Genomic DNA, 20,950 nt, shown 5'->3' with positions numbered 1-20,950 from the left:
TTAATCTATTCTCTTTTTATTTTTATAATTGTTGTGATAACATTTTATATATTTCATATCTTTCTCTTGCATTTTCTTCTGTTATATTAAATAAATCATCAGCTATTTCTGGGAACTGTTTAGCTACCGCTGAATATCTTACTTGGCTCATTAAGAAATCTCTAAAACTTTCTGTAGGTTCCTTAGAATCTAATATAAATGGATTTTTACCTTCTTGTTTTAAAGTTGGATTAAATCTGTATAGATGCCAATATCCACACTTAACAGCTTTTTCTTCGTTTGCAACACTTCTTCCCATACCTTCTTTTAATCCATGAGATATACATGGAGCATAACATATTATTAAAGACGGTCCATCATAGTTTTCAGCTTCGATTATAGATTTTATAAGTTGATTTTTATCTGCCCCTAAGGCTACTTGGGCTACATATACATTTCCATACGTCATAGCCATTCTACCTAAATCTTTTTTCTTAGTTCTTTTTCCTCCTGCTGCAAATTTTGCCATAGCTGCAATCGGAGTAGACTTTGAAGATTGCCCACCAGTATTTGAATATATCTCTGTGTCAAATACCAATACATTTACATCTTCTCCAGAAGCTAGAACATGATCTAATCCTCCATAATCTATATCATATGCCCATCCATCTCCTCCAACTATCCATTGAGATCTTTTTATTAAATAATCTTTTAACTCTTTCACTTCATTAATTAAATAAGATACTTTTTCATCAGAACTATTTATTTTGTCTATTGAGTTTATAACTCCTTCAGATGCACATTTAGATTCATTTCCATTATTCTTATTTTCTATCCAATAATTAAATGATTTCTTATACTCTTCATCTATATCCATATTTGATAATTCAGTTAATAAATCTTGTATTCTATCTCTAATCTGTTTAACTCCTAAATACATACCAAATCCATATTCTGCATTATCTTCAAATAAAGAATTTGCCCACGCTGGTCCTTTACCCTCGTGATTTATTGTATATGGAGTTGATGGTGCGGATCCTCCCCAAATAGATGAACATCCAGTAGCGTTTGCAATCATCATTCTATCTCCGAATAATTGTGTTACTAATCTTATATAAGCAGGCTCTCCACATCCTGCACATGCCCCTGAAAACTCTTCAAGCGGTTGTCTAAATTGGCTTCCTTTAACAGTATTTGGACTAATTATATCACCTTTATAAGATACACTAGATGCTGCAAATTCCCAATTTGGTATTTCACTGTCAGTTTGAGTTTCTAATGGTTTCATAACAAGAGCTTTTTCCTTTGCTGGGCATACATCAGCACAGTTTCCACATCCTGTACAGTCCATTGTGTCTACTTGAATTCTATATTGTAATCCTTCTAATCCTTTTCCAACTGCTTTTTTTACTCTAAAGCTTTCTGGAGCTTTGCTTACTTCTTCTTCATTTAATAAAAATGGTCTTATAGTAGAATGCGGACATATATATGAACATTGATTACATTGGATGCAATTTTCAAGTATCCACTCTGGAACATTAATTCCTATACCTCTTTTTTCAAAAGCAGCAGTACCATTTGGGAATGTTCCATCTTCAATGCCATTAAATGCACTTACAGGTAAATTATCTCCTTCCTGAGCATTCATAGGTCTTAGTATATTTTTAATAAATTCTGGCTCATCTGAATTTTTCTTTTCATCTTTAGCAGTTTTCCATGAATCAGGAACATTTACCTTGACTATTGAATTCATACCTTGTTCAACTGCTTCATAGTTCATATTTACAATTTTTTCACCCTTTTTACCATAAGCTTTCTTTATAGACTCCTTTAAGTGATTTTTTGCTTCTTCTTCTGGTATTATTTGAGCTAGTTTAAAAAACGCTGACTGCATTATCATATTTATTCTATTTCCAAGTCCTATTTCTTGAGCTATTTTAGTTGCATTAACTGTATAGAATTCAATATTATTTTCAGCTATATAATTTTTTATTGTTGCAGGAAGATGATTCTCTAATTCACTTTCTTCCCATATACAGTTTAATACAAATATTCCACCTTTTTTAAGTCCTTTTAGTAAATCGTATTCATTAACATAAGATTGGTTATGACAAGCTATGTAATCGGCTTCATCAATTAAATAAGTAGACTTTATAGGAGTTTTACCAAATCTTAAGTGAGACATTGTTATACCACCTGATTTTTTAGAGTCATAAGCAAAGTAAGCTTGTGCAAACATATCAGTATTATTTCCTATTATTTTAATTGCTTGCTTATTAGCTCCTACAGTACCATCAGACCCAAGTCCCCAGAACTTACATCTTATTGTTCCTTCTTGACTTATTTTAAAACTTCTATCTACATCTATAGATCTATTAGTAACATCATCTACGATTCCAACTGTAAAGTTATTTTTAGAATTATCACTTTTTAAGTTGTCATATACAGCTTTTATATCTGCTGGCGTTGTATCTTTTGACCCTAAACCATATATACCACCTATTATTTTAGGTGATTTTTTACATTCATAAAATGCTGTTTTAACATCTAAATAAAGAGGTTCTCCTATAGATCCTGGTTCTTTTGTTCTATCTAAAACACAAATTTTCTCTACACTTTCAGGTATTACGCTCATAAAATGTTTTACTGAAAATGGTCTATATAAATGAACTTTAACTAGTCCATATTTTTCACCCTTACTATTTAAATATGTTATAGTTTCTTCAATAGTTTCCGTAACAGATCCCATTGCAACTATTATATATTTGGCATCTTGTGGTCCAAAATAATCAAATAAACCATGAGGTCTTCCTGTTAGTTGACCCATTTTTTCCATATATTCTTCAATTATAGGAACTATTTGCTCATAATATTTATTTGATGCTTCTCTAGTTTGGAAATAAATATCTGGATTTTGTGCTGTTCCTCTTGTAACTGGATGATTTGGAGATAGTGCCCTTTCTCTAAATTCTTTTAGAGCTTTTTTATCTAATAAATTCTCATAATCTTCATAATCTAAAACTTCTACCTTTTGAATTTCATGTGATGTTCTAAATCCATCAAAGAAATGTATAATTGGAAGTCTTCCTTTTATTGCTGCTAAATGTGCTACAGGTGCTATATCTGCTACTTCTTGTACAGAACTAGAAGCTAAAAGTACGCATCCTGTTTGTCTTGCTGCCATAACGTCTTGGTGGTCTCCAAATATAGATAGTGCTTGAGAAGCTATTGCTCTTGCACTTACATGAAATACTCCTGGCAATAATTCTCCTGCTACTTTATACATATTAGGTATCATCAATAATAATCCTTGAGATGCTGTAAATGTAGTTGTCAACGCTCCAGATTGAAGTGAACCATGAAATGCTCCTGCTGCTCCTGCTTCTGATTGCATTTCCACAACGCTTACCCTTTGTCCAAATATATTTTTTCTACCTTGAGCTGCCCATTCATCTACAACTTCTGCCATTGTTGATGATGGAGTTATTGGGAATATAGCAGCTACATCAGTAAAGGCATAGGCCACATGTGCAGCAGCCGTATTTCCGTCTATAGTAATTATTTGTTTACTCATCTATTTATCCTCCTTATTAATCTTAATTAACCTATGTATTAAACTTAAGTCACGCCTTAAATATTATTTACATTATTTAGTTTATATATACTGAATAATAAGGTTAAATAAAAAAAGACTTCTTATTTAATTAAATAAGAAGTCTTTTACTTTGACATATCTATTAAGGAGTTCATTAAAGACACTTTTGAAACTTTAGAAATATTTATTATCTTTCCTCTATCTTCAGTTATAGAAATTATATAGCTTAATTTTTCTTGATTTTTGTCAACTACGAAATAACTCCTAACTTTATCTTTATTTTTTCCATATACTATTGCATTTGGCATATCTAATGGAGTTTCTTGCATCAATTGTTCTATATTCTTACCTTTATATGATTCTATTGATATACCTTTTAGTTTTTCTTCACTTATATATTTTTGATTATTATAAACATCAATTATAACATCTGTTGATTTTGAACTTTCAGGTAAATCATCAAATCCATGTGAAGTTCCTACAAATTCATTACTTGAAACATCAATTACCTTATCTTTATTTATCTCTATATATAAAGCACTACTTTCATAACCTTCTTTTGGATATACCATTTCTAAATGTAATTGTTTTATAAGTTCATCCGAATCTAATTTTTCATATTTTTTATAATCATCTCTGTTTATATAGTATGTTGTTAAATATGGTTTACCTATATTTTTTATAACATCCTCATAATTCTTCCCCATTATTTCAGTTATATCATTTTGAACTTTCGTTATATTCTTCTGTTGTGTAGCTTCATCTATCTCGATTTTATTGTTTTTCATACTGCATCCTGAGAATATTAGTATGGAAATTAGCAACATGCTAACTATATTAAGTATTTTCATACACTAATCCTCCTATGTATACTTCCATATAATTATATAATATTTTTGTCTCTTAAATAACATATATTATCATATTGTAATATTTTTGTAAAACTTGACTTTCTCTTTATTTTTATAAGTATCAATTAGTATGGTATAATTATATATGATAAATTTAGGGGAGGATCTTTTTATGGATTTAAAACAACTAGAGGTTTTTGTAGCTGTTGCAAAGTACAATAGTTTTTCAAAAGCTGCTAAAGAACTATTTCTTACACAACCTACAGTAAGCGCTCATATTCAAAATCTTGAAAAAAACCTTGATACAGTACTAGTAAATAGAAATAATAAAGTTATAACGCTTACAAAAGCTGGTGAAATTTTATATGAACATGCTATTTATATACTAAATAATTGTAAAAAAGCTATTTATGATATAAAAGAATATAGTGGTAAAATTGAAGGAGTTATAGATATTGCATGCAGTTCTATTCCAGAAACTTATATACTGCCAGATTTTTTGAAAAACTTTTATAGTGATTATCCTAATGTTAAATTTAGTATAAGTAGATATGATTCTCAAGATGCTATTTCTGAAATTCTAAATGAGCGTATAAGTTTTGGATTTGTAGGGTCTAAAGTTAATAATAAACAGGTTGAGTATATAGATTTAATAGATGATGAACTTGTCTTGATAACTCCATTTGATTTAATTATAGAAAATGAAGAAAATTATATAGATTTAGATAAACTTAGTGATTTAAAATTTATAATGAGAAAAGATGGTTCTGGAACTCAAAGTTTATTAATTAATAAACTTAAGTCTCATAAAATTCCAATAAATAATTTAGATACTATAGCTTATGTAGAATCAAATGAGTCAATAAAAGAAATGGTTAAACTTGGGCTTGGTGTATCCTTTGTTTCTTATACTTCTGTTATAGATTATATAAACCTACGCAAAGTTAGATATTATAAAGTAAAAAATTTAAATTTTGATAGAAAATTCTATTTTATATACTCTAAAAAGAAAACATTTACACCTCTAGAGTATAAATTCTTAGATGGGGTTTTTGATTACTTTAATATAAATAAAAAAGATAAGTGATTTACACTTATCTTTTTTATTTATATTATGCTTCTATAGTATAGAATGCTTTATATCCTTTATACATTTCATATATATCTGCTTTAGATACTATTTCATATGGAGCATGCATATTTAATACTCCTACTCCACAGTCTATTACCTCAGCTCCATATTGAGCTAATATATAAGCGATTGTTCCACCGCCTCCTTGGTCTACTTTACCAAGTTCTGATATTTGCCAAACAACATTAGCTTTGTCAAATATTCTTCTAACTTCTGATGCAAACTCTGCATTAGCATCGTTACATCCACCTTTACCTCTTACACCTGTGTATTTAGTTAAGGCGATACCATGACCCATAAAACATGCATTTCTCTTATCTAAAACATCTGGGTATGTAGGATCAAATCCTGCTGAAACATCAGCAGATAATACTTTTGAATTTGCCATAGCTCTTCTTACTTTTAATTCACAGTAGTTTCCTTCTAAATTTATAAGTTCTGCTACTGTATTTTCAAAGAATTTAGAGTGCATTCCTGTATTTCCTTGAGATCCAACTTCCTCTTTATCTACACATAGTGCAACAGCTGTATATTTTGGTTTCTCAATATCAAATATAGATTTTACTGCAGCATAAGAACATACTCTATCATCATGTCCATAAGAAATTATCATAGATTTATCAAATCCTAAATGTCTAGCTTTACCAGATGGAACTATTTCTATTTCAGCTGTTAAGAAATCTTTTTCAGTCATGTTATACTTATCATTTAATAATTTTAAAACATTTGCTGAAATAGCATCTTTTTCTTCACCTTCTAAAGGCATATGTCCAACTAAAAGATTTAACCCTTCTCCAGTTACACCATCAGATAATTTTTTTTGCATTTGATCTGCTGCTAAATGTATTAATAGATCTGTTATACAAAATACTGGATCAGATTCATCTTCTCCTATGCATATATCTACTTTAGTTCCATCTTTTAAAACAACTACACCATACATTGAAAGAGGTAATGTTGTCCATTGATATTTTTTTATACCTCCATAGTAGTGAGTTTTTAAAAGTGCCATATTCCCATCTTCATACAGTGGGTTTGGTTTTAAATCTATTCTAGGAGAATCTATGTGACCTCCAACAATTCTCATTCCATTTTGTAATTCTTCTTGCCCTATTACAAATAAAGCTACACCTTTGTCTTTATTACCTGCATATATTTTATCTCCTGCAGATATTTTTCCTTTTGACATAGCTTCTTGTACAGATATAAATCCATTTTCTTTAGCTTGTCTTATAATCTCTCTAGCCGAAGTTCTTTCAGTTTTACCTACATCTAGAAACTTCATATAATCATTTGCATAATTCATGACAACATCTAATTCTTTGTTATCATTAATTTGATCCCATGCATTTTTAAACTCATGTCTTAAATCCATACTAAATACTCCCTTTCTTTTTTAGATTCCCTTGTGATAATTATAGCACACTTAAATAAGTTTATTGTTAAATCTTTCTAGTTCTTTTTATTTTTCATAGCCTCTTCATACTCCTCTGGAGAAACTACTTTTATATTTTCAAGTCTTGATCTAAAATGACCTCTGAAATGCTCTAAATATTCTTTTCTTAGTCCTTCTCTTTCCTTATGTTCATCTTCAGTTAGCCCTTCTCCTTTATGTTTTTTAGCTAACTCATTTATTCTATTTAATTTATCTTTATCAAATTCATTATTCATATTCTAATCACTCCTAAAAAAATAATTTATTTTCTTTAAATTCTTCTACATTTTTATAGTTTTCTAAAAACTCATTTAAATTCTTAGATATTATATCTATTCCCTTTTCTATTTCATATAAACTAGGTTGTGCTATATTTATTCTAAAAAATCTATCGTCTATAGATGTATCGAAAAAATTGCTTCCTGGAAGTATTGATACTCCTTTTTCAAGTAAAAATGTTGTAAAATCAACCGATGAGTATCCTCTAGGTAACTCTAAGAAGAAGTTAATACCTCCTGATGGTAATTTGAATTTAATTTTATCGCTTAATTTCTCATCTATACATTTTGTGGCTAATTTAAATTTATCAGTATACTCTTTATCTATTTTTTTCAGATATTCATCAAAATCATAATTTTGCATATAGTGATACATTGACCTTTGAATTATACCTGAAGTTGAAATATCAGATGAATATTTAGCCCATAGTATTTTTTTTAGAATTTCACTAGGCATTTCTACTAGCCCTATCCTAAGTCCTGGCATAAGAATTTTAGAAAAACTTTTTATATAAATCACTCTTCCCTTATCATCATAGCTTCTTAATGGATAATGTTCATAAGAGTCAAACTTTAAATCACTCATAAAGTCATCCTCTAATATATAAAAGTCATATTCTTGTGCTAGTTCTATTAACTTTTTCTTTTTGTATATCGAATAAGATATACCTGTTGGATTTTGATAGTTAGGCATTGTGTAAAATATTTTAGGTCTTAATTTTTCAAGTTTTAACTTCAAGATCCCTATATCAATACCATCCTCTAACATAGGTATGCTGATAACCTTAGCACCTCTATTTTTAAAAACCTCTAAAGCTCCACTATATGTTGGTTCTTCAACAAATACTAAATCTGAGTAATTAATTATACCTTTACAAACAATATCAATACCTTGCTGTGCTCCAGAAATTATTTGAATATTTTCCCTAGTCGATTTTATATTTAATGTTTCCAAGTAGTCAACTAGTTTTTCTCTTAATTTTAAAAATCCAAGGCCATCATCATACTCAAATATATAATGTCCTTCTTTTTCCAAAGCTATATTTATAGAATTCTTAAAATCATCAATTGGAAACATATCAATAGATGGATTCCCATTGTCAAATCTTATTATTCCGTCCATAGATATTTTTTTACTTTTGCTAGTGTTTCTGTTTTTATCTGATACAAAGGTTCCACTACCAACAGTCTTGTAAACATACCCTTCTTTTTCTAAAAGTTCATAGGCCTTTACTATAGTTGTATTATTAACTTCTAATAGTTTGGCAATCTTCCTTATAGGAGGAAGCTTTGTACTCGCTTTTATATTATCTTCTATAATCATCTTTTTTATATGATTATAAATTTGTAAATATTTAGGCCTATCTTGATTCATTTTTAAATTATAATTATCCATTTTATCCCCACTTAAAACGATATTGTATATACATGACTTTATTGATGCACATATATTTGATATTATTATGTATATATAATACCAAAATTTATAAAAAAAGGGGACAGTAATTATGTACTACGACTATCATATGCATTCAAATTTCTCTGCAGATAGCCAAACTGACATGGAAGATATGGTTAAAAAATCTATAGATTTAGGCTTAAAAGAAATATGTTTTACAGATCACGTTGACTACGATGTAATAAGTGATATTGAATTTGAGACAGATTACAATGCTTATTTTAAAAATATAGAAAATCTTAAAAATAAATATAGCGATAAAATTACTATAAAAAAAGGTATAGAAATGGGTCTACAACCTCATATAGTCCAAAAATGTTCTAATGATATAAAAAATTATCCTTTTGACTTTGTTATTTGCTCTATGCATGCAATTGATAAAATAGATCTATATAACGGAACTTTTTTTAATAATAAAACTCAATTACAAGCATATAACAAGTATTATGAAACATTATACGAAATAGTAAAAAGCTATGATGATTACTCAGTATTAGGTCATCTTGATTTAATTAAAAGGTATGGAGATTATAAATGTGAACTTGATGATAAACTTTTCTATGAAATCATCGAGGCTATATTAAAAGAAGCTATAAATAAAGGAAAAGGAATAGAAATTAATACATCTTGTTTTAGGTATGGATTAAAAGATTTAACACCATCATCTAACATACTTAAGTTGTATAAAGATTTAGGTGGTGAAATTATAACAACTGGATCAGATTCCCATATTCCATCTCAAATAGCGTATAAGTTTGATTATATTTATAAAAAGTTAAATGATTTTGGATTTAAGTATATAACTACATTTGATTCTATGAAACCTAAGTTCAAAAATATAGAAAATTTAATATAAAAAATATAGCTCTATAATATATAGAGCTATATTTTTTTCATTTTTATATATAAATTTGAATATATCTTAAGATAGGAGGTGGTGAAATTGAAAATTCCTAATCTTGTATACTCAACTTTAATTTTATTTATATCCAACTTCGTAGTAAGAATTATCGGATTTTTATATAAAATATTTTTATCTCATAATTTATCAGATATCCATTTAGGTGTTTATCATCTAGTTTTTAACTTTTTAATGATTTGTATAGCCTTGACAACAACAGGAATACCAACTGCTCTTAGCTGTCTAGTAGCTAGAAAAAAAGCTTTTAATGATAAACACGGCACAAATACACTTTTCATTTCAGCAATATACATATCGTTTTTTATAGCAACTATTATAGCTTTGTTTACTGGATTTAACTCTAACTACTTATCTATTAAAATTTTACATAGTAACCATCTTTCTATCTTTATATTTGCAATATGCCCAGCTATTATAGCAATAACATTATCAAATATAGTTAGAGGTTACTACTATGGCATAAAAAAAGTAAATATACCTGCAATTTCTCAAATATTAGAACAAGTTACTAAAATTTTATTCGTTTACTTAATAGCTAAAAATTTTGACAATCCTACTTTAGTATGCTTATCCGCTATAGTAGGCATCTCCATTGGTGAGTGTACTAGTTTAATTTTTATGACTTTTGGCCTAGCCAAAAAACCTTATATAGATAATAAATATACAATCGATATGAGAGAGTTTATTTCTGCATCTTACGATACAGTTAAAATGTCACTCCCTATAACTTGTAATCGTATGTCTAATATAGTTTTAAACTCCATAAGTTCAATGATAATCCCCTCTAGACTTGCATTATCTGGGATTACATACTCTAATGCTCTAGGTATATATGGGACTATCTCAGGTATGGTCTCTCCATTTGTTTATTTACCTTTTATGCTGGTTTCTGCCCTAGTTGTAAATATAATTCCAAGCATATCCTTAGAAGTAAGCAGAAAAAATACTTATGCAATTAAACGTAAGATTTTCTTTTCTATTTTAATTACGTTAATTATGGGGATTTTATGTTCTTTTCTATTTTATTTTTTCGGAGAAGACTTATGTATCTTTGTTTTTAAAAATGAATTGGCTGGAACGTATCTAAAGAATATGTTCTTAATTCCTTTATTTTTAAGTTTAAACCATATTATATCAGGTATTTTACATTCAGTTGGTAAGGAATATATTTCAAGTTTAATAGGTATATTATCTATGATTTTTCAAACAACTTTACTTTACTTTATACTTCCAATACCTAATGTAGGTATTAATGGCTATATAATTATTTTAACTATAATTCCTTTTATTTCATTTTTAGCTTGTACACTTGTATTATTTAAATATTTAAAATCATTAAGGTGAGGTGATTTTTTTATATGATTGATTCAAATACTAACTATACTCATTCTTTAAACTTTTTTTTAAAAAATAAATGCTTCTATGTAAAAGATTCTTTTAATAACATAAGAAAACTAATAGAAGATATTCATACATATGCCTTTTATATAGACAAATACCACATACCACATATATGTCTTGTAGATTTATCTGGCGTTTTACACTACTTTATATATAAAGACAGTACACTTTCATCTATAAATAAATTCAAGTTAAATATTTTATCAAAAAAAATAAAAAATTTTTCTCTATATCCATTGGATGATTCTTTAAATATATTTTTTCATATAAATTTAAATAATAAGTCATCTAATATCTATCATATTAATTTTAACTTTTATAATGATAAAGTATCTCATAACATAGTAAAAAATGTATCTAGATACTCTAAGTATAAAATAAAATCTAGTAATAATCATTTAATATGCTACTATAATGATAGCTCCATAAATTCAAATTCATTAATTTCAATTTATTTTAATGATCTAAATAAATCCTGGGAAAAATTAAATAAGTTAGATACTATTTATCTTCTATTTAAATTTTGCAGTAGTTTAAAATATGAATAAATATAAAAAGGACATTGTTATCAATGTCCTTTTTATATTTATTGTGTTGTAATTTATTTACAACATTTGTGATTGTTATGATTTTCATCATCGTCAGCTTCACATTTTCCTGTGAATTGAGAGAAGTCACAAACACTACCAAATGTGTCTACTAATCTAGGTCTAATTCTTGTTGGTCCACCTAAAACTATTATTTGTTCTTCTATTAATGCACTTACTACATTTTGTAAACAAAGTACAAGATCTATTCCATTTGGTATATCTAACTCATAGCATGGTTTATTGTTAACCATTTTTTGAGTTATTACACCTTTTCCTATACAGTCAACTGTTAATTGAGTCTGGAAGTCTTGTCTTAGAGTAAATCCTCTTCCATCTGCTGGAACTACTAAATCACCAGATAAAGTATTAAAATAGAATACTACACAGTTTGAATTGTCATGTTTTGATTCACATTTACTACATGGTATCGCTACAGCAGTAAACTCTGAACATCCAAATCTACCTGTTAATTCTAGTTCTAAGTCATATACAACTACATTTAAACCTTTTTCTTTGTATGCTACATTTTGCCCTAAGCACTTATCATTACAGCATCTATTTAGTTGACCACAAACATCATATTCAAAAACTGACTTACATTTTTGTGATTTTCTATCAACTTTTTCAATCTTTAATTGCTCTAATGATGTTGTCCCTGGGTTAATTTTTATACTTGAGTAGTTTATGCATACTTTTTCTATAGTTACATTTGTACGAGCAGAACTTGGTAATGGTCCACATAAGTTACCTAATTCATATTTAAAGTCTAAATCATCTCCATTTGATTTTTTACCATCAGTAAATACTCTAAACATTATAGTATCAAATACTCTATTTGTTTCTATAGGGTATAGAACTGCTTGTGATATAGGAAACTTAGGTGGTGTTAAAGGCTGACTACACTCTTCTGGACAAGGGTTTGGGAAGCAATTCTCTGTACAATCATCTTCATTGCAATTACAGCAACTTGAGTGACAATCATGGTTATGCTTATGATTGTGTTCATGATTACAATCGCAATCACACTCACATTCACACTCGCATTGTACATATGGATGACATTGGGGTTTGTGTCCACTAGATTTGCATCCTCTTTCAAAATCATCTTCAACTTCATTTGTTTCTATATAGCTACTATTTTCTAACTCTTGAGTAGGCTTTGTTACTCTTTTGCTAACTACTTTTTTAGCTCTCATTAAATCCTTCATTAAGTTTTGTCCTCCCCTTTGATTGTCTTTTTAAAAATGTAGGCTCTTTGATTGTGCCTAATTAATAATATGCATGGATTTTATTAATTGTTACTTAATTACCCTTATATTAATTAATTCTTGTTAGAATAAATTTCAAACTAATTAATATATATTTAATAATTAATTTTTTTAGGAGGTATATATGGGATTTTTTAATGAATGTTCTTATGTTTTAAGAAAACATAACAAAGATATGATTTTTATAAATACTAACAATAATTTATATTTTAATTATATGGAAAATAGTGATCATCTTTTGGCATCAAAAAAAATCACTTCAACAACTGATTTTTCTAAATATTATTTTGATATAGACGCTTTAGATACTGTTTATGGAATTTTTATTGATAAAAATATAAATATAGTTCAATTTGATAAAGATCTTAATGAGTTTTCAACAATTCATAAAATTAACTATGATTATAAAAATTTCAATATAAATTTTCCATATATAAAGTATATAGATAATCAGATACACATACTTTACTATTTAAGTAATAATCAGCACCCAACTACTATACTATTCCATCATTACAATAACGGTGAGAAATGGTTTGAAAATAAAATAGATTTTATCAATTTACCTTTAATAGATAACTATATAATATCTATAGATAACTTAGTCCCTAGTGTTTTTTATTTCAAAGAAGATGAAGATTTTCCACAAGTGTACACATCTACATTTAACTTATCTCAATTAACTTGGAGTAAGCCAGTAAAAATTACGAACTCTTATTCAAATAAAATTTATTTATCTGTATTAAAAGATAAACTTAATTTTTATCATTTATCATTTTGTGAAAGTTTTCAAAATAAATATAAAATTAGTTATATAAATGGATATTTAAATACCAATAATTTTAATACAATAATAAATAATAGTATGACTGAGCCTTCATTATTCCTTTATCCTTCATTGGTTAAAAGCGATTCTAAACTCTATTTATCTTATGTTGAACAAAATAGATTATATACAAAGACTTCTTATGATTTAGGGAATACATGGTCGAATAGTATTGAAGATCCATATAGTATAAATGAAAAATTTATTAGATGTTACTTAAAATCAAACTATAGAGATGACTTAGATTATAACTGTAGTTCTTTATTTGCTACCAAAAGTCCATTTAGTATTTTAGGTTATTTTGAATAAAAAAAAGTATTGTGAATTCACAATACTTTTTCCCCCAAAGCACCGATGGCTCTTTAAATTCATACCCGAGAATCTCCCAGGTGGGTGTACTACCAACAGTTTCTAACTTCCCCCATAATTATGGAGGGGCATGTTATACACCGTTAGACTCATACTCCCGTTCAAACTTTGTCGGTTGAATTTAAATAAGCACTGTCGTATGCTCCAGGATTTCATATTTTTATTATATAATAAATTTTCAAATTTTGAAAGTAGTTTTAGATAGCAAATTTATCAATTTTTTTATCTTTTACCACTTTTTACTTGTTTATTCTCACATAATCGTCATCTATATAGTCATCACAGCTATATGCATCTTCATCAAAATCATCAGTATTAAAGTCATCTTCTAAAAATTCGTCTTCTACATATACCTCTTCCTCTACATAAGTATAAGTTGGTTTCATGTCTTTTTTAACTTTTGTATTATCTTTATTATCAGTTCTTAAAAGGCTACCTAATAGTTTTAAATTATTTAAACTTCCTAAGTTATTTATATTTGCTAAAGAACTTAAACTAAATCCGAATCCATCTTCTTCGCCTACATCATCTGGTAAAAATAATTCTGCAAATAATTCAATTTTCTTTTTCATATCAATGGCCTTTTCTACCGACTCTCGTTTTGTTTCTGGAAAAACTTCTAGAATTTCTTTAATCATCATATTTTTTCTATCATCTTCTTCCATACTCCTAAAAAAGTCCGATTCATCTTCATCATCAATTTCATCTACACTTCTTAATTTTTTTATGCCTCTAACTAAGTCTAGTATACTCTCTATTTTTACAAGAACTTTCTTTTCATCTCTATCCATGTACTTTTTAGTCCTTGTTATTATTTCCAGACCTCTATCTAGATCATCATCACTTAGTTCAAGCATCTTCATTCCCTTATCTAAATCACTTATATTAAAGCTAGGCATATCCTCTATTACTTCATCTATATCTATAATATTATTTTCCTCTTCTATTTCATCAACTTCTTGAGGCTCTCCGTGCTTTTTAGGTCGTGACTTATGTTTTAATCGAATTTTATTGCTTTTTTTTAGTGCCTTGCTTCTCATATATCCTTGCTCATCCTCTTCATTTATATCTAAATCTTTATTTTTATTATTTTCTAACAAAGATATATTCCCATTACTAAGCGCTATCATTCCTAAAATAAATAGTAAATTGTTCACTCTCAGTCACCCCTTACTATATACTACTCCTAATATATAAACTATGTTTTATTTATTATTGATGTTACCTTTTTTCTAAGTTTGCATATATATTATTTATAGGTATTTTTTTTATTTTCATATTATTATTCATAATTTAGCTCCTGCTTCTATATATAAATAATATGAATTTAATTTAATATATATTATTGAAAGAGGTGTTTTTATGAAAAAAATAGATAAAGAAGCCATGGAAAAATTTGCACAAGAAAAGAATATAGATAAAGGAAAGATAGAAGATATTGCAAATGGATATAAAGATAAATCTGAAGATGAACTTATGGATGAACTTATTAAAATAGGTAAAACCCTTAAAGGCAAAGAAGAAGTTGTTGAGAAATTCAAAACCTTTTTAGATGAAAATCAAAGAAAAAAAGTTGATAGTATTATGAATAAAATTGCTAATGCTGAATCGAAAGAAAAGGTAAATAGTAAAAAATCTAAAAAATCTAAAGCTGATCAATCAAAAAAAGAATCTTCTAATAAAAAATCTAATAAACCTGAAAATAATAAGTCATCTAAATCACATAAAGCAGAACAAGTTGATGATTCAAAACCTGGAAAAAAAGTTAAAAAAGTAATTAAAAAAGTTAAAAAAAGCGAAGCTTAGGATAAAAAATGTAACCTTAATAGGTTACATTTTTTATGCTTTTACAGGTTCTAATTTTTCATGTATATCCTCAATTATACTTTCTTTGAAAGATTTAGCTTTATCTAAAATTTCTAAGCATCTAGTTCTATACTCATTAATTAATTCTTCATCTTCTAATCCCAATAAGTTTACTTTAACATTTAAAATAGCACCTTCAATACCACTATATATAAGTAAAGTCCCTACGCCTATATCGGTTATTGCATTTTGGTTTCCATATTTAGCTATGAAATTTAATAGTTCTAATGCTTCTAAAGACCTTGTAGCTGTTTTAAAGGGCACCTCTATGGAAAACATAGTTGCACACTTTATAGCTATATTTCTTGCTTCTTTTTCTTCACTAGTTTCCTTAGGAAGTTTTAAAGCTTTCATATACTCTTCAAATGCCTCAGTATCTTTATCTACTAGTTCTATTAATTCTTCTCTTATGTCTCCTAAATTATTAAATTTTTCGGTGAATTCTAGCCTTATATCTTCACTTAAACTTTCATATTTTTTCTTACCAAAACTTAAATTTGCCATCATTCTAGATAAACTTACCCCTATATTTGATGCTAAAGCTGCAACCGATCCACCTCCTGGTGCTGGCGAATTAGAGTCCACTTCTTTTGAAAAATCTTCAACAGTCATTTCAACTAATCTCATATACATTTCTCCTTAAATATATTCTTAGTTTTTGATAAATAAAAACAAATATTAACCAAATACACAGTTAGATTCTTCTATAACTATATGCTTATTTTCAACTACTAACTTTCCATTTTTATATACAGAGCATACATGATTTATTCCAAAGTGATACATTAAATACTCTACATTAGGTGCATCAAATATAACTAAATCTGCTTTTTTCCCCACCTCTATTGATCCTATTTCATTTTGTCTATCTATAGCGCAGGCAGCATTTATAGTCACGGAACTTAAAACTTCATTTGGTGTCATTTTTAATCCTAAACACCCTAACTGCATAACAAATTGTAGATTTTCACTTGGACAACTTCCTGGGTTATAGTCACTTGATAGTGATACTGCAACATTAGAATCTATCATTTTTCTAGCATTTGCATAATCTTTATTTAAATTAAATGAAGTTCCAGGTAAAATGTTAGCTATAACTCCATTTTGTGCCATTAATTCTATTCCATAATCACTAGCTGCCATTAGATGATCTGCTGATATACACCCCATTTGAGCAGATAATTCTGCTCCACCTAGTGATACAATTTCATCTGCATGTATTTTTAATTTATATCCTAAATTTTTTGCATGTTCAAATATTCTTCTAGTTTGATCTATATTAAATACTGAATCTTCACAAAATACATCACAAAATTCAGCTAACCCAAGATCTTTTACTTTAGGCATCATTTCATTTATTATTATTTCAACAAATTTTTCTGGATTTTCTTTGTATTCTAAAGGAACTGCATGCGCTCCTAAAAAAGTATGAACTAAATCTATAGCATGATCTTCATCTAGCTTTTTAGCTACTTCTAATTGCTTTATTTCTGTATCTAGTTCTAATCCATATCCACTTTTTGACTCAACTGTAGTTACTCCTAACTCAAGCATTCTATCTAGACTATTTTTAGCTTTAAAGTATAATTGTTCAAAACTTGCTTCCTTAGTTGATTTGACTGTGCTTAAAATTCCACCACCGCTTTTTAATATTTCTAAGTATGGAACTCCTTCAATCTTTTTAGCAAATTCATTTTCTCTACTTCCTCCATGAACTAAATGAGTATGAGCATCAATAAGCCCTGGTGTAACTAGCTTTTTATGAGCATCCTTTATTTTAGTATTTTCATTTACTAATTTTAAATAATTATCATCTATTCCAATTTCATAAAACTTTCCATCTTTTATTGCAATATATACATTTTCAAGTATTTCTATATCATTCATAGCTTTACCTATGAGAGGAGAATTTCCCCTCATGGTAGCTAGTTTACCTATATTTTTTATAATAAGATCTACACTCATAGCACTACTCCATTAAACTAGTCTCTAGTACTTTATCTAGAGAGAAATTTTCAAGACCTAAGTAATATGATGCACAATCAACTAAAGCTTCCATAGGACAAAGTCCTACAATCTCGCTTCCCATTACATTTACACCATATCTCTTTGCTTCCATTTTTACTGCCTCAAAAGCCCTATACATAGCAGTTTTTGTATAATCAGTTAAATTCATAGTAACTTGAGTTATACCTCTTTCTGGTATTTCTACTGGTCCAGCCTTGATAAATCTATATCCGCCACTGGATTGTCTTATAGTCTTAGCTATTTTAGATGCTATTTCAATATTTGGAGTGTCTAAATTTATGTTGTATGCTATTAGTGGTTTTCTTGCACCTATAGCAATTGCTCCTGCTGTTGGATGTTTTTTTGCATCTCCAAAATCCGGTTTCCAATTAGGATTTTCTAATTTAGAATCCAAACCTTCATATTCACCTTTTCTAACTGTGGCTAAGTTTTCTCTTTCTGGTTTTAATGCAGCACTTTCATATAAAAACACTGGTATTTCATATTTTGTAGCTACTTCCTCACCTAGCTCTTTAGCTAAATCTACGGCTTCCTCCATTGTCATGCCTTTTATTGGAATGAAAGGACATACATCTGTTGCTCCAAATCTAGAGTGTTGGCCTTTGTGCGTATTCATGTCAATCACATCTTTAGCTACTCCTATTGACTCTAATACTGCTTTTTTTACTGCTTTAGGTTCCCCTATAACTGTAACTACAACTCTGTTATAGTCTTTATCAGCTTCATAGTTTAGAAGTTTAACTCCTTCTTTTCCTCTAAGTGGATTAACTATTTTTTCTATTTTTTCTAAATCTCTACCTTCACTAAAATTAGGTACACATTGTACTATAGCCATATTAATTCCCCCCTATAAATTATTAAATCTCTATAGAATAACCATATGTCTATTATCTATATATTAATTTAATTGTTACCTTCTATTACACTATCTATTAGCTCATCATCAACTATGTATGGTAATGTTATATGGTCTTGGCCTTTACACATTTGGTTATATTCCATAACTGTTGTTATAGAGTTTTCATTTCTAGCCCATGCACGTCTAGCAACTCCCCCCATAACATCCCAAGGCATAGCTGTTCTAAGTATTTCATCTACTCTATGAGATCCATCAAGAACCATCCCAAAGCCTCCATTTATTGATTTACCTATACCAACGCCTCCTCCATTGTGAAGAGCTATTAAGCTCATTCCCCTTGCTGCATTTCCTGCAAAGCAATGCGTTGCCATATCTGCCATTATATTACTTCCATCTTTTATATTAGAAGTTTCTCTAAATGGAGAATCAGTTCCTGATACATCGTGATGATCTCTTCCTAACATAACAGGCCCTATTTCACCTTTTCTTACCATTTCATTAAACTTAAGTGCTATATTAGTTCTTCCTATGGCATCTTGATATAATATTCTAGCTTGAGATCCCACTACTAAACCATTTTTTTCTGCATCTCTTATCCATATCCAGTTGTCCCTATCTTGATATCTTCTGTTTGGGTTTATACAATCCATTGCCATCTTATCTGTTTTTATTAGATCTTCTTTTTTTCCACTTAAACAAACCCATCTAAATGGACCATATCCATAATCAAATAATTGAGGCCCTAATATGTCTTCAACATATGATGGAAATATAAATCCATCTTTTTCATCTATTCCGTTTTTAGATATTTCTCTACACCCTGCATCATAAACAGCTTTCATAAAGCTGTTGCCATAATCAAAGAAATAACTTCCTCTGCTAGTTAATTCTTTAATAACCTTGAAATGATTTCTTAAAGTATTATCTACCATATCAACAAACTTTTCTTTATTGTTAGCTAAAAGATAAGTCCTTTCTTCAAAGTTTATACCTTGCGGACAATAACCTCCATCGTAAACAGCATGACATGATGTTTGATCTGATAATAAGTCTATATGTATATCATTATCTATCGCATATTGAAGCAAGTCTACAACATTTCCATGGTATGCTATTGCACATGGATCTTTTTTATCCATATATAATTTAGCCATCTCATATGCCTCTTCACAAGTCTTTGCAACCTTACTTACCCATCCTTGAGTATATCTAGTCTCAATCCTAGAATAATCAACCTCAGCTATTATTCCAACTCCTCCTGCAATCTCTACCGCTTTTCCCTGAGCACCACTCATTCCTCCAAGTCCTGAAGTTACAAATAACTTTCCAGCTAAATCGTCTTTTTCTGGTATTCCTAGTATCAGTCTTCCCGCGTTTAGTAAGGTTGAATACGTTCCATGAACAATTCCTTGAGGCCCTATATACATCCAGCCTCCTGCTGTCATTTGTCCATAATTTGATACACCTATAGCAGCTGCCCTTTTCCATTCTTCTTGGTTATCAAATAAACCTACCATCAATCCATTTGTTATTATTACCCTTGGAGCATCTGGCTTCGATTTAAATAACCCTACAGGATGACCTGATTGTATTACTAGTGTCTGGTCTTGATTTACTGCTTCTAAATATTTTTTTACTAGCAAATATTGCATCCAATTTTGAAAAACTTGTCCCGTTTCTCCATATGTAACAAGCTCATATGGATACAATGCTATATCAAAATCTAGATTATTATCTATCATAACTTGAAATGCCTTAGCTTCTATACATCTCCCCTTGTATTCATCTATAGATTTAGCCTTGATGCTTCCCTCTGGTCTAAATCTATATCCATATATTCTTCCTGTTGTCATAAGTTCATTTAAGAATTCTGGAGCTAATTCTTCATGATATTCTTCTGGTATATATCTTAATGCATTATTTAATGCTAGTTTTATATCTGATTGCGACAACTTCGATTCTCTCTTTGGAGCTCTTCTTATTCCTTCTAAAAATTTAGGTGTTTTATTTGGTATAGTATCTAATTTTATAGTCATAGAATTTTTTATATCTTCATTTGTAAAATTTACAGATTTCTCTAAAGTAATCATAA

The 20,950-nt window shown here is 28.7% G+C and carries 17 protein-coding genes and 1 other RNA gene; 6 read left to right on the top strand and 12 right to left on the bottom strand.

Annotated elements, in window-relative coordinates:
- Positions 1-22 precede the first annotated feature (22 nt).
- A complete protein-coding gene (nifJ, locus tag ATCC9714_RS02120; RefSeq protein WP_057544348.1) occupies positions 23-3,553 on the bottom strand; it encodes a pyruvate:ferredoxin (flavodoxin) oxidoreductase in 3,531 nt (1,176 codons plus the stop codon).
- Between the two features lie 146 nt (positions 3,554-3,699).
- Positions 3,700-4,425 carry a hypothetical protein gene (locus tag ATCC9714_RS02115; RefSeq protein WP_057544347.1) on the bottom strand — a complete coding sequence of 242 codons (726 nt, stop codon included), beginning with the start codon at positions 4,423-4,425 and terminating at the stop codon, positions 3,700-3,702.
- 172 nt (positions 4,426-4,597) lie between these two features.
- On the opposite strand from ATCC9714_RS02115, the gene ATCC9714_RS02110 reads away from it, so the two are divergent.
- The gene (locus ATCC9714_RS02110; RefSeq protein WP_057544346.1) at positions 4,598-5,512 is read left to right on the top strand and encodes a selenium metabolism-associated LysR family transcriptional regulator; all 915 of its coding nucleotides are present in this window, start codon (positions 4,598-4,600) and stop codon (positions 5,510-5,512) included.
- A 25-nt stretch (positions 5,513-5,537) separates the two neighbouring features.
- On the opposite strand, the gene ATCC9714_RS02105 is transcribed toward ATCC9714_RS02110, so the two are convergent.
- The 3 genes from ATCC9714_RS02105 to pdxR all read right to left on the bottom strand — a co-directional run bounded on the left by ATCC9714_RS02105 (position 5,538) and on the right by pdxR (position 8,666).
- Positions 5,538-6,932 carry an aminopeptidase gene (locus tag ATCC9714_RS02105; protein WP_054631988.1) on the bottom strand — a complete coding sequence of 465 codons (1,395 nt, stop codon included), beginning with the start codon at positions 6,930-6,932 and terminating at the stop codon, positions 5,538-5,540.
- Positions 6,933-7,009: 77 nt separating this feature from the next.
- Complete coding sequence (locus ATCC9714_RS02100) at positions 7,010-7,228, bottom strand: DUF896 domain-containing protein (RefSeq protein WP_021125053.1); 219 nt, start codon at positions 7,226-7,228, stop codon at positions 7,010-7,012.
- A gap of 13 nt (positions 7,229-7,241) precedes the next feature.
- The gene (pdxR, locus tag ATCC9714_RS02095) at positions 7,242-8,666 is read right to left on the bottom strand and encodes a MocR-like pyridoxine biosynthesis transcription factor PdxR (RefSeq protein WP_054631989.1); all 1,425 of its coding nucleotides are present in this window, start codon (positions 8,664-8,666) and stop codon (positions 7,242-7,244) included.
- Between the two features lie 112 nt (positions 8,667-8,778).
- Here pdxR and ATCC9714_RS02090 point away from each other — a divergent pair, with 112 nt between their 5' ends.
- The 3 genes from ATCC9714_RS02090 to ATCC9714_RS02080 all read left to right on the top strand — a co-directional run bounded on the left by ATCC9714_RS02090 (position 8,779) and on the right by ATCC9714_RS02080 (position 11,600).
- On the top strand, positions 8,779-9,585 hold the full coding sequence (locus tag ATCC9714_RS02090) for a histidinol-phosphatase HisJ family protein (RefSeq protein ID WP_021125056.1): 807 nt from the start codon (positions 8,779-8,781) through the stop codon (positions 9,583-9,585).
- Between the two features lie 81 nt (positions 9,586-9,666).
- Positions 9,667-10,995 (top strand): oligosaccharide flippase family protein, encoded by a 1,329-nt coding sequence (locus tag ATCC9714_RS02085; RefSeq protein ID WP_244465150.1) that lies wholly within the window; start codon positions 9,667-9,669, stop codon positions 10,993-10,995.
- A gap of 14 nt (positions 10,996-11,009) precedes the next feature.
- Positions 11,010-11,600, top strand: coding sequence for a hypothetical protein (locus ATCC9714_RS02080; RefSeq protein WP_057544344.1), 591 nt, complete (start codon positions 11,010-11,012; stop codon positions 11,598-11,600).
- Between the two features lie 53 nt (positions 11,601-11,653).
- Here ATCC9714_RS02080 and ATCC9714_RS02075 read toward each other — a convergent pair whose 3' ends face one another.
- Positions 11,654-12,850: an exosporium morphogenetic protein CdeC gene (locus ATCC9714_RS02075; protein WP_021129111.1), complete on the bottom strand. Its 1,197-nt coding sequence runs from the start codon at positions 12,848-12,850 to the stop codon at positions 11,654-11,656.
- Between the two features lie 184 nt (positions 12,851-13,034).
- Between ATCC9714_RS02075 and ATCC9714_RS02070 the strand changes: the two genes are divergently transcribed.
- Positions 13,035-14,045, top strand: coding sequence for a hypothetical protein (locus tag ATCC9714_RS02070; RefSeq protein WP_054631861.1), 1,011 nt, complete (start codon positions 13,035-13,037; stop codon positions 14,043-14,045).
- 27 nt (positions 14,046-14,072) lie between these two features.
- On the opposite strand, the gene ssrS is transcribed toward ATCC9714_RS02070, so the two are convergent.
- Positions 14,073-14,259, bottom strand: a non-coding RNA gene (ssrS, locus tag ATCC9714_RS02065) — 6S RNA.
- A gap of 85 nt (positions 14,260-14,344) precedes the next feature.
- Complete coding sequence (locus ATCC9714_RS02060; RefSeq protein WP_054631860.1) at positions 14,345-15,262, bottom strand: hypothetical protein; 918 nt, start codon at positions 15,260-15,262, stop codon at positions 14,345-14,347.
- A 205-nt stretch (positions 15,263-15,467) separates the two neighbouring features.
- Between ATCC9714_RS02060 and ATCC9714_RS02055 the strand changes: the two genes are divergently transcribed.
- Positions 15,468-15,911: a hypothetical protein gene (locus tag ATCC9714_RS02055; protein WP_021129114.1), complete on the top strand. Its 444-nt coding sequence runs from the start codon at positions 15,468-15,470 to the stop codon at positions 15,909-15,911.
- 33 nt (positions 15,912-15,944) lie between these two features.
- Here the strand turns inward: ATCC9714_RS02055 and ATCC9714_RS02050 are convergent, their stop codons facing one another.
- From ATCC9714_RS02050 to ATCC9714_RS02035, 4 genes are all read right to left on the bottom strand, one after another.
- Positions 15,945-16,598, bottom strand: coding sequence for a cyclodeaminase/cyclohydrolase family protein (locus ATCC9714_RS02050; RefSeq protein WP_054631859.1), 654 nt, complete (start codon positions 16,596-16,598; stop codon positions 15,945-15,947).
- A gap of 51 nt (positions 16,599-16,649) precedes the next feature.
- Positions 16,650-17,936: an imidazolonepropionase gene (gene hutI / locus ATCC9714_RS02045; RefSeq protein WP_054631858.1), complete on the bottom strand. Its 1,287-nt coding sequence runs from the start codon at positions 17,934-17,936 to the stop codon at positions 16,650-16,652.
- A gap of 4 nt (positions 17,937-17,940) precedes the next feature.
- Positions 17,941-18,834 carry a glutamate formimidoyltransferase gene (gene ftcD, locus ATCC9714_RS02040; RefSeq protein WP_021129117.1) on the bottom strand — a complete coding sequence of 298 codons (894 nt, stop codon included), beginning with the start codon at positions 18,832-18,834 and terminating at the stop codon, positions 17,941-17,943.
- Between the two features lie 68 nt (positions 18,835-18,902).
- Positions 18,903-20,948: a urocanate hydratase gene (locus ATCC9714_RS02035; protein ID WP_057544343.1), complete on the bottom strand. Its 2,046-nt coding sequence runs from the start codon at positions 20,946-20,948 to the stop codon at positions 18,903-18,905.
- Positions 20,949-20,950: the final 2 nt, after the last annotated feature.

The organism is Paraclostridium sordellii, from assembly GCF_000953675.1.
Classification (GTDB): Bacteria; Bacillota; Clostridia; order Peptostreptococcales; family Peptostreptococcaceae; genus Paraclostridium; species Paraclostridium sordellii.
The sequence above is the reverse complement of the archived record's forward strand: the minus strand, read 5'-3'. Positions and strand labels throughout refer to the sequence as shown.